Source organism: Paeniglutamicibacter quisquiliarum (assembly GCF_019084045.1).
Taxonomy (GTDB): domain Bacteria; phylum Actinomycetota; class Actinomycetes; order Actinomycetales; family Micrococcaceae; genus Paeniglutamicibacter; species Paeniglutamicibacter quisquiliarum.
Window position 1 is genome coordinate 349,886 of record NZ_JAHRED010000002.1, and the last position, 12,936, is coordinate 362,821.

At 68.8% G+C, this 12,936-nt stretch carries 13 protein-coding genes; 1 reads left to right on the forward strand and 12 read right to left on the reverse strand.

Annotated elements, in window-relative coordinates; translation table 11 throughout:
* Positions 1-3 precede the first annotated feature (3 nt).
* From KRR55_RS05170 to KRR55_RS05205, 8 genes are all read right to left on the reverse strand, one after another.
* Positions 4-2,358: a hypothetical protein gene (locus KRR55_RS05170; RefSeq protein WP_217387985.1), complete on the reverse strand. Its 2,355-nt coding sequence runs from the start codon at positions 2,356-2,358 to the stop codon at positions 4-6.
* 179 nt (positions 2,359-2,537) lie between these two features.
* On the reverse strand, positions 2,538-3,095 hold the full coding sequence (locus tag KRR55_RS05175; RefSeq protein WP_217387986.1) for a dihydrofolate reductase family protein: 558 nt from the start codon (positions 3,093-3,095) through the stop codon (positions 2,538-2,540).
* A gap of 99 nt (positions 3,096-3,194) precedes the next feature.
* On the reverse strand, positions 3,195-3,521 hold the full coding sequence (locus tag KRR55_RS05180; RefSeq protein WP_217387987.1) for a CHY zinc finger protein: 327 nt from the start codon (positions 3,519-3,521) through the stop codon (positions 3,195-3,197).
* Positions 3,518-4,129, reverse strand: a complete 612-nt coding sequence (locus tag KRR55_RS05185) for an energy-coupling factor transporter transmembrane component T family protein (protein ID WP_217387988.1) — start codon at positions 4,127-4,129, stop codon at positions 3,518-3,520. The genes KRR55_RS05180 and KRR55_RS05185 overlap by 4 nt, the downstream gene beginning before the upstream one ends.
* Positions 4,123-4,815 (reverse strand): energy-coupling factor ABC transporter ATP-binding protein, encoded by a 693-nt coding sequence (locus KRR55_RS05190; RefSeq protein ID WP_217387989.1) that lies wholly within the window; start codon positions 4,813-4,815, stop codon positions 4,123-4,125. Before KRR55_RS05190 ends, KRR55_RS05185 begins: the two co-directional genes overlap by 7 nt.
* Positions 4,812-5,936 (reverse strand): thiolase family protein, encoded by a 1,125-nt coding sequence (locus KRR55_RS05195; protein ID WP_254455848.1) that lies wholly within the window; start codon positions 5,934-5,936, stop codon positions 4,812-4,814. The genes KRR55_RS05190 and KRR55_RS05195 overlap by 4 nt, the downstream gene beginning before the upstream one ends.
* Positions 5,926-7,011: a class I adenylate-forming enzyme family protein gene (locus KRR55_RS05200; RefSeq protein WP_217387990.1), complete on the reverse strand. Its 1,086-nt coding sequence runs from the start codon at positions 7,009-7,011 to the stop codon at positions 5,926-5,928. Before KRR55_RS05200 ends, KRR55_RS05195 begins: the two co-directional genes overlap by 11 nt.
* On the reverse strand, positions 7,008-7,637 hold the full coding sequence (locus tag KRR55_RS05205; protein ID WP_217387991.1) for a biotin transporter BioY: 630 nt from the start codon (positions 7,635-7,637) through the stop codon (positions 7,008-7,010). Before KRR55_RS05205 ends, KRR55_RS05200 begins: the two co-directional genes overlap by 4 nt.
* A gap of 518 nt (positions 7,638-8,155) precedes the next feature.
* Between KRR55_RS05205 and KRR55_RS05210 the strand changes: the two genes are divergently transcribed.
* A complete protein-coding gene (locus KRR55_RS05210; RefSeq protein WP_217387992.1) occupies positions 8,156-8,674 on the forward strand; it encodes a GNAT family N-acetyltransferase in 519 nt (172 codons plus the stop codon).
* A gap of 179 nt (positions 8,675-8,853) precedes the next feature.
* Here the strand turns inward: KRR55_RS05210 and KRR55_RS05215 are convergent, their stop codons facing one another.
* The 4 genes from KRR55_RS05215 to KRR55_RS05230 all read right to left on the reverse strand — a co-directional run bounded on the left by KRR55_RS05215 (position 8,854) and on the right by KRR55_RS05230 (position 12,666).
* Positions 8,854-9,651 (reverse strand): SGNH/GDSL hydrolase family protein, encoded by a 798-nt coding sequence (locus KRR55_RS05215; protein WP_217387993.1) that lies wholly within the window; start codon positions 9,649-9,651, stop codon positions 8,854-8,856.
* A gap of 368 nt (positions 9,652-10,019) precedes the next feature.
* The gene (locus tag KRR55_RS05220) at positions 10,020-11,165 is read right to left on the reverse strand and encodes a glycosyltransferase family 4 protein (RefSeq protein WP_217387994.1); all 1,146 of its coding nucleotides are present in this window, start codon (positions 11,163-11,165) and stop codon (positions 10,020-10,022) included.
* A gap of 145 nt (positions 11,166-11,310) precedes the next feature.
* On the reverse strand, positions 11,311-11,673 hold the full coding sequence (locus KRR55_RS05225) for an iron chaperone (protein WP_217387995.1): 363 nt from the start codon (positions 11,671-11,673) through the stop codon (positions 11,311-11,313).
* A 393-nt stretch (positions 11,674-12,066) separates the two neighbouring features.
* On the reverse strand, positions 12,067-12,666 hold the full coding sequence (locus tag KRR55_RS05230) for a class I SAM-dependent methyltransferase (RefSeq protein ID WP_217387996.1): 600 nt from the start codon (positions 12,664-12,666) through the stop codon (positions 12,067-12,069).
* Positions 12,667-12,936: the final 270 nt, after the last annotated feature.

Consider the following 12,936-nt stretch of genomic DNA (forward strand, 5'->3'; position numbering starts at 1 on the left):
CACCTAGGCACCGCCGGTCTTGGCCGGAGTGGGAGCTGCGGACTTGGATGGCGTCGGTGCGGGCGCCGGTGCAGGTTTGGGTGGCCTTGCCTTCGTGGGCGTGGGCGCGGGCGTGGGGACCGGGGTCTTGGTCTTGGGCGCGGCAGGGCGGGGGAGCAGGTCCAATTCCACCAGCACCGTCTTGTCGGTGTAGCCAAAGACCCGCCCCGAGGGCGTGGCGGCGAGCCGGGGGCCGAAGCGCTGCCTGCCCTTCGGGCTGCCGATGACGGCCTGGGTGCCGGCGCGGAAGTCGATGACCGTGGTGGTTCCCGTCGCGCTGTGCACGACCTTGGAGCCGTCGCCCACCTGGGCGATGTCGGCATTGGCCCATCCGGGGCGGTGGGCGGCGTTGCGGGCGGCGGTGAGGCGGTGGCGCCGGACGAGCTTGCCGTTGGCCGGATCGATGATGTTGATGCCCTCGACGTCGGCGACCACCAGCCACCCGGCGATGAGTTTGGGGGCGTAGAGGGCGCCGGAGGAACGCACCGGGGTGGTTTCCCAGACCTTCTTCCTCGTGGCGATCTCCAGCTTGAAGACCTTGGCAGGTCCCTTGGTGTCCGGGATGCCGTAGCCGTTGCGCACCGAGGAGGTCCCGTAGACGTAGCGGTCGTCGGCCGCCAGCCCGATGACGGAGTGGGCCTTGACGAAACCGGCGCCGCCGCCGTCGAGCACCCAGGCGACCTTGTTGGTGCGCGGATCGATCATGCCCAGCACGCCGCCGGCCCGCCCGTAGTCCGGGACGGTGCCGAAGAACACGTTGCGCGAGTTCGCTGCCCAGCCGAAGGGCCGGGACTGGTGGTACTTGCGGCTCAGCCGCTCCAGGCGCACGTAGCCCTCGGGCCCGTCCTTCTTGCGGCTGTCGACGCTGATGATGTCGGCCGATCCGTAGGAGCCGATGTAGCTGCGCGTGGCGTCGAACTCGATCATGCCCTCGATCTGGTTGACCAGGTGCTCGTCGTCGGGGGAGTTCCAGCGGCCGCCGGTGTCGGGGTTGACCGCGGCCAGGCCGTCGCCCATGTAGCCGCCGACGTAGACGTTGCCGTCGGAGTGGCCCAGCAGCGACTGGATGGTGAACTCGCCGTCGGCCAGTGAGACGGTGCGGACCTTCTCGACCTTGCCGGTGGCCAGGGTGAAGAACTCGATGCGCAGGCCGGTGGGGATCTGGCTGGCCACGAGCACCTGTTTGCCGTTGGATGCCAGCGCCAGGGGCGCATCGGTGCCCACGGCGCCCAGCTTCGCGTCGCGCCAGGTGGCGGTGTCGGTGGCGTAGAGGATGCCCTTTGAGACGGTGAAGGCGCGGGCGCCGCCGGTTGCCCCGGAGGTGCGGCGTCCGGCCCAGACGCGCTCGACCTTCCCGGCCCACTTGCCGGTGGCGGGATCCAGCAGCAGCTGGGCGGGGATGTCGCTGGCGCTGACCGCGACGCGGTCCCCGATCACGTCGATGGAGGAGATGAAGCCGTTGGGCATCGGGTCCGGCAGCTGGATCTCGGTGCGCCGCCCGGGGTTGTCGGCGGGGAAGCTGAAGATCCGCGGGTTGCGCGATCCGGTGCCGGCCCAGACGGTGTCGTCCGGGCCGATGGCCAGGCGCCTGACGTAGTCGCTGTCGGCGGCGAGCCGTTTGTGCACGCGGATCTTCTTCGTGGCGGCGGCGTAGGTGAAGGTGGCTCCCAGCGGGTAGGTGCCGCCCCAGAGGTTGCCGGAGGAATCCAGCTGCAGCTCGTACAGCGTGGTGGCGCCGGGGACGGCGCCGATCCGGCGCGCCTGCTTGGGGCTGGCCGGGCTCCAGCTAAGCAGGTCGCCGCCGGTGCAGAGGTAGAGCGTCTTGCTTTCCCGGTGCCAGGCCATGGACTCGATGCCGCCGTTGTGGCTTCCGGCGATGCTGACCACATGCACCGGCGCCCCGGCCTCCGGATTGACGATCTGCAGCTGGTTGACCGGCCCGACGATGGAGACCGCGAGCCAGGGGGCGGGGGCGGAGGTGAGTCCGGGCAGCGGCACCGCGGCCTTGACGTTCAGTGCCGGGAATGCCCCCTCGAAGCGGGAGATGGCGCCGCGGGTGTTCGCGGCGCGCTTCAGCGGGGCGGTCAGCCTCGGGTCGCGCGGGTGCCACGGCGGTGGCCCGGGCTTGGCGGTGGGGGTTGGTGCGGGCGTCGGCCCGGCGGTGGGGCCCGGTGCCGGCGGCGGGGGACCTGCCGGGGCCCGGACGGGGGATGCCGGGGGCGAGAGCGCCACCCCGCCGGCGGCAAGGGCAGCGAGGGCGAGCAGCCCGCGTCGGGTCAGCGGATGCGGATCCTGCGGGGCGTCGTGGTGCACTGTCATCTTCCGGTGGTCCCAAAATGGCTCTGACGGCCTTGAGACTAACAGCCGCACGTGGACGCTTGCCCGTTGCGCACGCCGGGACATGGCGCATCTCACAGGCGCATGTGCGGGATTCCGCCCTTCGGCCCGGCGATCACCCGGCGGCAACATTCCCGCGGGGCCGTCTGCGCCGCAGGGGGCTACGGGCCGTGCTCGAGAACATACGTATGTATCACGGTGCCGTTTTCCAGGGGCAGCGAACCTGCCAGCTGCAGCCGGGCGGCGGCCGTGTGGTGGACCAGGAGGCCGGCGTCGGGCGCATTGCCCAGGAAGAAGGGGTGGATCCACAGCCGGATCTCATCGAGCAGCCCGTGCTCCAGCAACGTGCCGGCGAGCCGTCCGAAGCCGTAGGTCACGATGTCCCGCCCCGGTTCGTCCTTGAGGCGCGCGATGGCCGCCGCCGCGTCGGCGCCGATGAGGACGCTGTTGTTCCAGGTGGCTTGGCGCAGGGTCGTGGACACCACGTATTTCCGCATCGAGTTGATGCGGTCGGTGTAGGGATCGCCCTCCCGGCCCTGCCACACCCCGGCAAAGGCAAGATAGGTGTCCCGGCCCAGCAGCACGGCATCGCACTGCTCAATGAGCTCCTGCTGGATCGCCGCCCGCTCCTCGCCGGGGTCCTCCAGGACCGGCCAGCGCTGCGGGTTGGTGATGACGCCGTCGAGCGTGACGTAGGTGGAGTTGATGATCCGCCGCATGGGGGCGCTCCCTTGACTCGTTGCCGTCGCCTGGTTGCCGTTGCACCAAGGTTCGCAGACCGGCGCGGGGAAGGGAACCCCGCCGGGCCCGCAAGCGCATCACCCCCGGAAGTACAGCCCGGAGTGCAGCTTGCATCCCGGATTGAACGCCGCGGCGCAACCCGGGCACGAGTCGACGCCGAGGTACTCGGCGATTCCCAGGACGCGGCCGCAGACCCCGCAGAGCACCGCCGGCTCGTCGCCGGAGCCCGCGGGCCACTGCGCCGCGTCGTGGCCCGCGGCCTCGGCGTGGCAGAGGTGGCACGGGTAGAACTCGCCGCAGCACACGAACCTGATCGCAATCACGTCCAGCGGGGTCCGGTAGTGGACGCAGCGCGTCTGGCCGTCGACGACGGGACCCAGGACCTTGGGCCGGCCGGGGTTCACCGCACGCCCCGCGCGGTCAGTGCATCCCCGAGCTCGTCGGCGTGCTTGAGCGCCACGATCAGGAACGGGACCACGAAGGTGCGCGGGTTGTTCCGCGCCCCGCGGGCCCGCTGCGCCTCGCGCACCTCGTTGGCCCGGCGGCCGAGCACCGGGATGGTGCCGATGGCCACCGTGAGCAACAGCGCGATCCGCTGCGGGTCCAGGCCCAGCCGCTGCAGGGGGCGCAGTCCGCGCTCGATCGCGTCAAGCAGTTCTGTCACCCGCGTGGTGAGCGCCAGCAGCGAGGCGAGCGCTATCGCCGCGGTGACGCGGGCGGCGTTGGCGACCGCGGGCTCCGGTCCCATGAAGACCAGCTGGCTGGCCAGGGTGATGCCGATGACCCAGCGCAGCGCGTGCACCTGGCGGCCCAGTTCCCGGATCCCTGCCATTCCCGGGCCGAGCCCGGCCAGCGCGTAGCCCAGGGCGGCGGCGGCCGCCGCGGCCGCCGCCGTCCACCAGTGCGATGGCAGCAGCGAGACGGCGAGCACGGTGAAGAGCACCAGCAGCAGCTTCGGGCCCGCGGGCAGCCGGTGCAGCCAGCCGGACCCGGGCCGGTAGAGCGTCAGCATGCCAGCACCGCCTCGTACCGGGCGATGACCTCGTCCGGTTCCCCGACGGCCACCGCGGAACCGCCGGCGAACAGCACCGCCTGCTCGCACCGTGCGGCCAGGGCGAGGTCGTGGGTGACGAGCACCAGGCGGTGGCCGGCGTCCTCGAACAGGTGGTCGGCGACCCGCCGGGCGTTGCGCGCATCCAGGTAGGCCGTCGGCTCGTCGGCGATCACCAGCTCCGGGCGGCGCACGAACGCGCCGCACAGCGCCAGCAGCTGCTTTTGCCCGCCGGAGAGGTCGTGGGAAGGCCTCGGGGCCAAGGCCGCGAGGCCGAAGCGTTCCAGCGCCGCGGCCACCCGTTCCTCGAGCTCGGCCGGACGGAGCCGGTCGGCGCGCAGCGAGAAGGCGACGTCCTCGGCGACCGTGGGCATGATGATCTGTGCGTCCGGGTTGCTGAACACGATGGCGATGCGGCGGCGCAGCTCGGCGGCCCGGCGCGCCGGGTCGATCCCCAGCACGCCCAGCTCGCCCGAGGTCCGCGGGACCAGGCCGCCGAGCAGCCGCGCGAAGGTTGACTTGCCCGAGCCGTTCTCCCCGATCACGGCCACGGTGCGCGCGCCAAGGGCCAGGGAAACATCGTGCAGCACGTCGGTGGCGCCCAGGCGCACCCCGACGCCCTTGAGGTGGATTCCGGGCGCGCTCACCGGATGACCTCCAGCACAGCGGCGATGCCCATGCCGCCGCCTATCGACGCCGCGGCGACGCCGAGGGTCCCGGCCGGTGCCCCGGCGCGCACCAGGCGGCTGAAGAGGCGCACCACGGCGATCGCCCCGCTGGCCCCCCACGGGTGTCCCAGGGCCAGCGCGCCGCCGTCGGCACACAGCCGCGGGTCGTCCTCCGCGAGCCCGATCCGGTCCAGCACGGCCAGGCTCTGCGCGGCGAACGCCTCCACGATTTCCAGCGCCGCGATCTCCGCCAGCCCCCGGCCCGCCGAGTCCAGGGCGGCCCGGATGGCCCCGGCGGCGCCGATGCCCGGCAGTGCCGGATCGCATCCGGTTATGGCGGAGGCCCGGATCGCGAGCCCCGGGCCGGACCCGGCCGGTGCGAGCACCAGGGCCGCGGCGCCGTCCCCGATGCGCGTGGCGGTGCCGGCGGTGAGTGTGCCGCCGGGGAAGAGTGCCGGCAGCCGGGGGAGCAGGCGCTCCGCGGTGCCGATGGCGTCGTCGTGCCGCAGCCCGGCCAGCGGCACCAGTTCGGCATCGAAGCGGCCGGCGTCCCGTGCCGCGCGGGCGTGGGCGTGGCTGCGTGCGGCGTGGGCGTCCTGGCGGGCGCGCGACATGCCGTCGTGTGCCGCGAGGTCCTGGGCGGCCCGGGTCATCTCCGGGTCGCTGAAGCCTTCCGGGGCAAAGGGCGCGCGGCCGTAGGCCACGCCGTCCACCGAGCGCACCGGTGCAGTCGACGCGCTCTCCACGCCGCCGGCCACGCGCAAGCGCCGGTCCCCGGCGCGGATCGCGGCCGCGGCGTCCATCACCGCGGCGAGCCCGCTGCCGCACTGCCGGTCAACCGTTGCCCCGGGCACAGCGTGCCCCAGCCCCGCCGCCAGCGCGGCGATGCGCCCGGAGTTCCCGCCCGGTCCCATGCAATTGCCCAGGATCACGTCGGCCACCTCGGGGGCCGAACCCGTCACCGCCGCGGCGTCGGCCAGCGCCGCCCGGATCACCGGTGCCGCCAGCTCCTCGACGCGCAAACGTGCCAGGGCGCGGCCCCGCGTGCCGACGGGGCTGCGCCGGGCGGCGATGATGACCGGATCGTGTTCAGGCAGCAAGGGGCTGCACCTCCCCGGCCATGACCAGGCCCGGGGCCTCGGCGCGTGCGGGCTTGCCCGAGGCGGTCCGCGGGATCAGCCCGGTGAACCAGCGCCGCGGCCGGTGTGCAGGCGCCAGGCGGTCAGCGGCCAGGGCCCGCACATCCACCGGCGCCCCGGCCTCCAGTTCCAGCAGCGCCGAGACCAGGGCGCCGACGGGTCCGCGCGGCAGCCCGAAGACGAGCGCATCGCGCACCCCCGGGATCGAGCGCAGCGCCGCCTCGACCTCTTCGGGAACGATTGTCGCCGAGGCGCTCAGGATCGCATCGTCGGCCCTGCCCAGCAGGCGCAGGCGCCCGTCGATGAGTTCGGCGCGGTCGCCGACCGTCGCCCACGCCCCCTCGCGGCGCAGCGGACCGGGGGAGCCGGCGTAGCCGGACGCGGTGAAGGGGGAGCGGACCCAGACTTCGCCCTGGCGGATTTCCACCTCGACCCCGGGGAAGGGGCGCAGCCCGTCGCCCTCGTCGCAGGCGACGAAGGACAGCTCGGCCGCTCCGTAGTAGGCGGTCACGCGGATGCCGGCTGCCTCGGCGCGGCGGCGCAGTTCCGGGTCCAGGTGGGACCCGCCGACCAGTGCCGCGCGCAACCGCGGCGGCGCCCCGGCATCGAGCACGGCCCGCAGCGCCTGCGGGGTGCAGTGCAGGGCATCGGCATCCGGGGCGTTGCCCGGCACCGGGCGCGGGCCGCCGGACAGCGCGTGGGCGAGGGAGAACAGGGTGAGGGAGGAAGCGGGCGGGGCCGGGAGCGCCACGGCGTCCCCGCTTCCGGCGCCCAGGAACGCGCCGACCGCGGCGAACGAATCCTCCCACGACGCCGCGCTGCGCAGCACGATCCGCGGGGCGCCGCTGCTGCCGGAGGTGAGTGTTGCCCAGGCCGTTCCCTCGGGAACCGCCGCGGCCGCGGCGGCCGCGTTGACGGCGTCGCGGTGCGCCGAGGGCCACCGGGGATCACCGACGAGGGGGACATCCCCTGCCTCGCGGATCCGTGCGAGCCGCCCGAGCAGGCCGGCTTCCGCGCCGTCCACCGGGATGATCACCGGACCCGCTCCGGGGCCGGGGCCGGCGTCGAGGCCCACACGCGGGCAAAGGCACGCGGGTAGGCCCGGACCAGCGTCATGACGATGACGGTGGCGGTCACTGCCTTGATCAGGTCGCCCGGGATGAAGGCGAGGCTCATCATCACCGTCTCGCCCAGCGGCAGGCGTGTCACCATGCTCTGCACGGGAATCCCGATCGCATAGATCACCAGGATGCCGCCGGTGAGCATGCCGGCAAGCGTGCGCCAGCCCACGGGCTTGCGTCCTCCCGCATGCACGACCAGGCCGATGACGAAGGCACCAACGATCCAGCCCAGCAGGTAGCCGGCCGATGGGCCGAAGAACACGCCGATGCCGCCGCGGCCGCCTGCCAGCAGGGGCAGGCCGATCGCGACCAGCGCCATCAGCACGGCCATCGACAGGGCGCCGAGCCGCGGTCCGAGAATGGCGCCGGCGAGCATCACGCCGAGCGTCTGGACGGTGATCGGGACGCCGCCGGCGACGCTGAAGCCGCCCGGCAGCCCCAGCACGGCGACCACCGCGGCGAAGACTGCGACCCGCGCAAGGCCGGTGGCGTCAAGCTGCCGGGTGCCGCCTCGTATCGAGAGGGGAGAAGGATTGGTCATGGGAGATTCCTTACGCGCAGCATGTTTGAACGGCGTTCAATTGAACAGTGTTCACTATAGTGATGCCGTCGCCAAAGCCAAAGCACTCGAAGTCACATTTCGTGAAACCGCCATTCCACCGGCCGTGCCCACCGTTGGCGGCCTCTGGCCGTCGGATACTCCCGCGCGGGGCCGCAGCAAATGCAGTGGGCCCGGCGTCGCCAGAAGTCAGGGACTGTTGTCCGCGTCAGGCCGGTGTCCGTTGGCTGTGGGGGAGTGGCCCCCACCCGTCCGAGGCCACGGCAAAGGAATCGGGGTCAAGCGCTCACTGTCGATTACTTGTCATTCATGGTGGCTCCGACACGAGCGGCTCGGCCCGTTGCCCTTCCGGCGGGCATCAGGAAGGTCATTGTTTCAGGACAACTCCAAAGAACATGGCCGACAACCATCACTACCCGACGGACGGCAGATGGTCCCGGTGAAGGCGTTGAAGGCCCATTGCTGTCGCGCCGCCGGCGTTGATTGATAGGATCCTGAGCATGTCCAGCCCGCCCGCCGTCAGGCTTCGTTCCCGTTCTGAGGACGACATTGACGTCTTATTCCGAATTGCCGACGATCTGGCCACTTGGGAGGAACGGAGCGCGGCATCGCCTGCGCCGCTGACTAGGGAAGCCTTCAGGAGCCGGCTGAAGCAGGGCGAAGCCGACGACGCAGGCAAGGACGTGCGTTTCGTGATCGATGTGGACGGCGCCGCCGTCGGCAGTGTTTCGCTTTTCGAGTTCGACGAGCTCGCCCGCCACGCAGAAGTCGGAATCGCGTTGGTTCCAGAAGCTCGCGGAAAAGGCATCGGGAGCGCCGCCATCTCACAAATCGTTGAGTTTGCCTTCGTGCGCTGCAACCTGCGCCGAGTCCACCTGCAAGTGATCGAGTCCAACCTTGGCGCGATCCGTGCCTATGAGAAGGAGGGATTCGTGATCGAGGGTCGTCAGCGCCAGCACGCCTGGGTTCGCGGAAAGTACGAGGATATCGTCATTATGGGGTTGCTACGCTCGGCGTAGCGATTTCACAATCCGGGAGAGGTTCGCCACCCCCCTCCGGGGCTGAGCGTCGCCGCGCGAAACCTTTCCGAACCCTCGCTACGTCGCGGCGGGCACGATCCTGTCATGGGAACCCGGCACCACAGGATCGGAGTGCAGGTTGGGCACCGGCGGCAAGGGTTCGCCGTCCCGGCACCGCTTTATCGGGTCAGTTTCTTCAGGCCCTTCTTCGGCGGCACCCGCACAGGATGGGGCCAACGGGGGCTCAGGGTATCGCCCAGAGTGGTGCCCCGAAGCTTGCGTCCGAACATGGGCAGTACCCACTCGGTGACCCACACCCGGTGTTCCCGTGCCCGTTGCCGCACGCCGCGCGGTGCCTTGCGTTTGTCCCGATGCGTGATGCCGTGCGGCACCTCGAGGACATCCAGGACCCTCGCTGCCATGTATTTGTGCCCGGCCTTGGACATGTGCAGCCGGTCGGGCCCCCACATGCGGGAATTCGCATAGGCCGTGAACGAGGCGTAATCAACCAATACGGCGCCGTACTTCGCGGCGATGAGCCGGACGCCGTCGTTGTAGGCATGGTTCTTGCGGCGCAAGGGCCCCAAAATGGGCGAGACCTCCACGTCGTAACCGGTAAAGAGCACCAGCGTTGCGCCCGTCTGCGCCAGCCGACTGACCAAGAATTCGTACTCGGCCAAGATGTCGGCGATCTTCGTCCCAAGGTCCATGACGTCGTTGCCGCCGGCATACAGCGTGATGAGCGTTGGCTCCATCGCGATGGCTGGCTCCAGCTGCTCCGCGATGATGTGCCGAAGCCTCTTGCTGCGGATGGCGAGATTCGCATACTCCCAACCCGGACTGTCGCAGGCGAGAGCCTCGGCTAGCCTGTCGGCCCAGCCCCGGACGCCATTGGGCCGCCGTTTGCTGCCATCTCCGACTCCCTCCGTGAAGGAATCTCCCACAGCAACATAGCGGCCCGGTCCACGATCAATCATGAGAAACTAAATGGCTTCCCGTCTCGATTGCGAGGCATGGGGCGGCAGGAGGGGCTCGTCCGCGCGCACCGGAACCGAAGAGTTCGGCTCGTGAGCAACTTCCGATTGTGGCGTCCCTATGAACGGGACCCTCGACTGGGCTACGGCCGGCTCCGCCAGATTGGTCGCAAAAAGGGGTTGCCCGCCGTTGTGCCAACCTCGAAGCGGCCCGGCAATATCAGGCCCGGGGGAGTAGGACGGGACCGGGCAATTGGCCAGGCAGGCCCTCGGAGCTGCCTCCGTGTCGAAACCACCCACCTCATGGCGCATTTGTGCCAGCCTGAGCACAAGCGCTGGGCCAGGATTGCGCGCGCCGGTAACCGAAATTGTCATCGGCTTCCTCGCGCGCCCGCCGGAATCCGCGGGTGCTCTTCAATGGCCTGGGTGTAGAGATTCATCAGCTGCTCACACACAACCTGCCAGCTGCGGCCTTGTACTTGCTGGAAGGCCGAGGCCGCGAAGGCCGCACGTTTGGCGTCGTCGCCGATGAGGTCCATCGCGTAATCACGCAACTGGGCCAGATTTCCCGGTGCGTAAAGCCAGCCCGTGCGGGAGGAATCCACGAGATCCACGGGGCCGCCGCGCCCGGTGGCCACGACGGGGACGCCCGATGCCATGGCCTCCTGGATTGTCTGGCAAAAGGTTTCGAGTTCGCCCGGATGCACAAACAGGTCAAAGGAGGCCATGGCGGCGGCCAGCTCCTCACCGCCAAGGAATCCGGTGAAGTATGCGTCCGGAAGAAGGGATTCGAGCGTTTCCCGCTGCGGTCCGTCGCCGACGATGACCAGCCGGGTGTTGGGGATCCCGGCCAGGACAGCCAGGTCCTCCACCTGCTTTTCGAGGGCCAGGCGCCCTACGTAGCCAATGATTTTTTGTCCCTGGGGCGCGACCGTGTCACGGAAGCCGGGGCTGCGCTTGTCAGGGTGGAAGCGGTCGGTATCCACACCACGGCGCCACAACTCCAACCTCGGAATGCCGTGGCCCTGCAGTTTCTGCAGTGAGTCGCTCGAGGGAACGAGTGTTTTCGTCGCTGCCACGTGAATCCGTTTCACCCTCTGCCATGCCCAATTTTCCAGGAATGGCATGCCGTAGCGAGCTGCATATCCGGGAACGTCTGTTTGGTAGACAGCTACCGTGGGAATGCCCAAGGCCGCCGCGGCCCGGACGGCTCGCCAGCCCAGGACAAAGGGCGATGCCAAGTGGACAACGTCGGGATTGAACTCAGCCAGCAGCGTCTTCACCCGAACCACCCCACCGATGGCAACCCGGATGTTCCGGTAACCGGCCAGGGGGACGGCGGGCAGCCGCCTGACGGTTGCACCTTCCATCGTAGGAGGCGCATTCTCCAGCGTCGACGGGGCGATGACCAAGACCTGGTCCCCGCGCGCATCCAGATGCTGCAAGACTTTCAGCAGCGAATGGGTGACTCCGTTCATCTCGGGAAAGAACGATTCAGCAACTATGGCAACCTTCACGCCTCAACCATGGCCGCCGAAGGTTGCCGCAGGGCGCAACTTCAGGAACACGGCGGTGAAGAGTGGGTTAACGGCTGCGTGCAGAGCTTCACTGACTCACTTCTTGGGCTTACCACGCGGTCGGTTGGCGCAGGACGCCAGCGCCCTATTGCCTGTTGGCGTCGATTTCTCGCATATGTACGCGAACAAGATCTGCGACCAGGCGACCGGGCAGGGTCTTGTCCAGCGTGAACTGGATCGAGTGTTCGGTGGTCTTGTAGTCCTTGAGCTGGTCCTTCAGCTCCTCGATCGCCCATGACGAGGGGTAGAAACTCATGTGCTTCTTGGATGCGGTGAAGTACACGAGTGCCCGGTTCCTGTATTTGAGAGTCGGCATCCCATAACTTATGGTCTCTTCGGTGTCCGGCACGAGCTGTGTTACGAGCGCGCGGATCCGGTCGAGTTCTGCCCGATACGCGTGGTCGAGCGCATTGAGATACTCTTCGACGCTCTTCGCTTTTTCACCCATGGCACGAGTGTATCGCCGGCCACCGTCCCGCTTCGCTCGGCCACCGGTTCATCAGAACTGTGCCGTCGGGTAGGTAGAAAAATGGCCGACAAACCGGCTCGCCGATCGGAGGGGCGGGTAGCGTCGTTCTTGGTCTGCGTTTCGATCCTCTCCGGCTCGGCCCGGCACAGAAATCCAAAGTCTCTTACACCCCGAAAGTCGCTACCGGAGGGATTCCGCACCAGACAAATCTGAATGCGTCAATCACGAACTCGGAGGCGCTACCCCGGTGGGCTCGAGGCCCGTTATCCCCGCCACCGGGCGCTCGAGGGGCCGTGAATGGCGGTGTGGGCCACGAATGGCGTTTGATCGGCCGGTGCGATGCGCGGTGTCCGCGTCCCGCAAACCGCATGCTTACCGGGCAATCGCGGAGATTGCCGCGTGGGGCCGGTCGCCTGGATCCTGGCGTGCTTCGGTATGTGTCACTTCGAACCCGGCGTCATGCAGCAGGCTACTCATCTGATCTACCGACCAGTAGTACGCCGGGGTAACAGCATGGTCGAGCGGTTCTGCGGGCCCGCCATCGAAAAAGCCTACGAGCAGGTGCCCTTGAGGCGAAAGAACGCGCGCGAACTCGGAGAGAACGGGCGGCAAGTCCGCTGGGGGCAGGTGAATGAGTGAATACCAGGCGAGCACTCCGTTCAGGCTTCCATCGGCTTCGTCGAGGGCGCGCAGCGAGGATACCTGGAATGGCACCTCGGGGAAGCGAAGACGGGCACTTTCAACGAATTCGGGTACGAGATCAATGCCTGAGATGTCTGCACCCCGTTTATGCAGAAAGTCAGTCCAATGTCCTGGTCCGCATCCGGCGTCGATGATACGGCCGCTAATCTGCTGAGCCCAATGCTCAATGCGGTTCCGATCCGGCTCAGGCATGTCATCGATTGCCCCAAGGATGGCCGTGTACTCGGACGCTCGAGCGGCGTAAGCCTGCTGAACTTGGGAGTCAGTCATGTAAATAAGCCTAGAGACTCGCTAGCGCGACCGTTGGCGCGACATGCTCAAGCGTCGTCCCGAAAGGCGGGGCCCGTATAGGTAGCAGAGGCACAGTCCCGTAAGTGGTTCGCTGACCGGATGGCAGATTCATTGCGTTCCGTAGCCCGAAACTCGGAACATGCTCCATTCCAAAAGAGGAACCTTCATCGGACACTTTCCTGCTTCTATCCCGGCTCCTCGTTCCCGGTGCGGTGATCATGGCCAATTGTGGGTCCGCACGGCCTACAT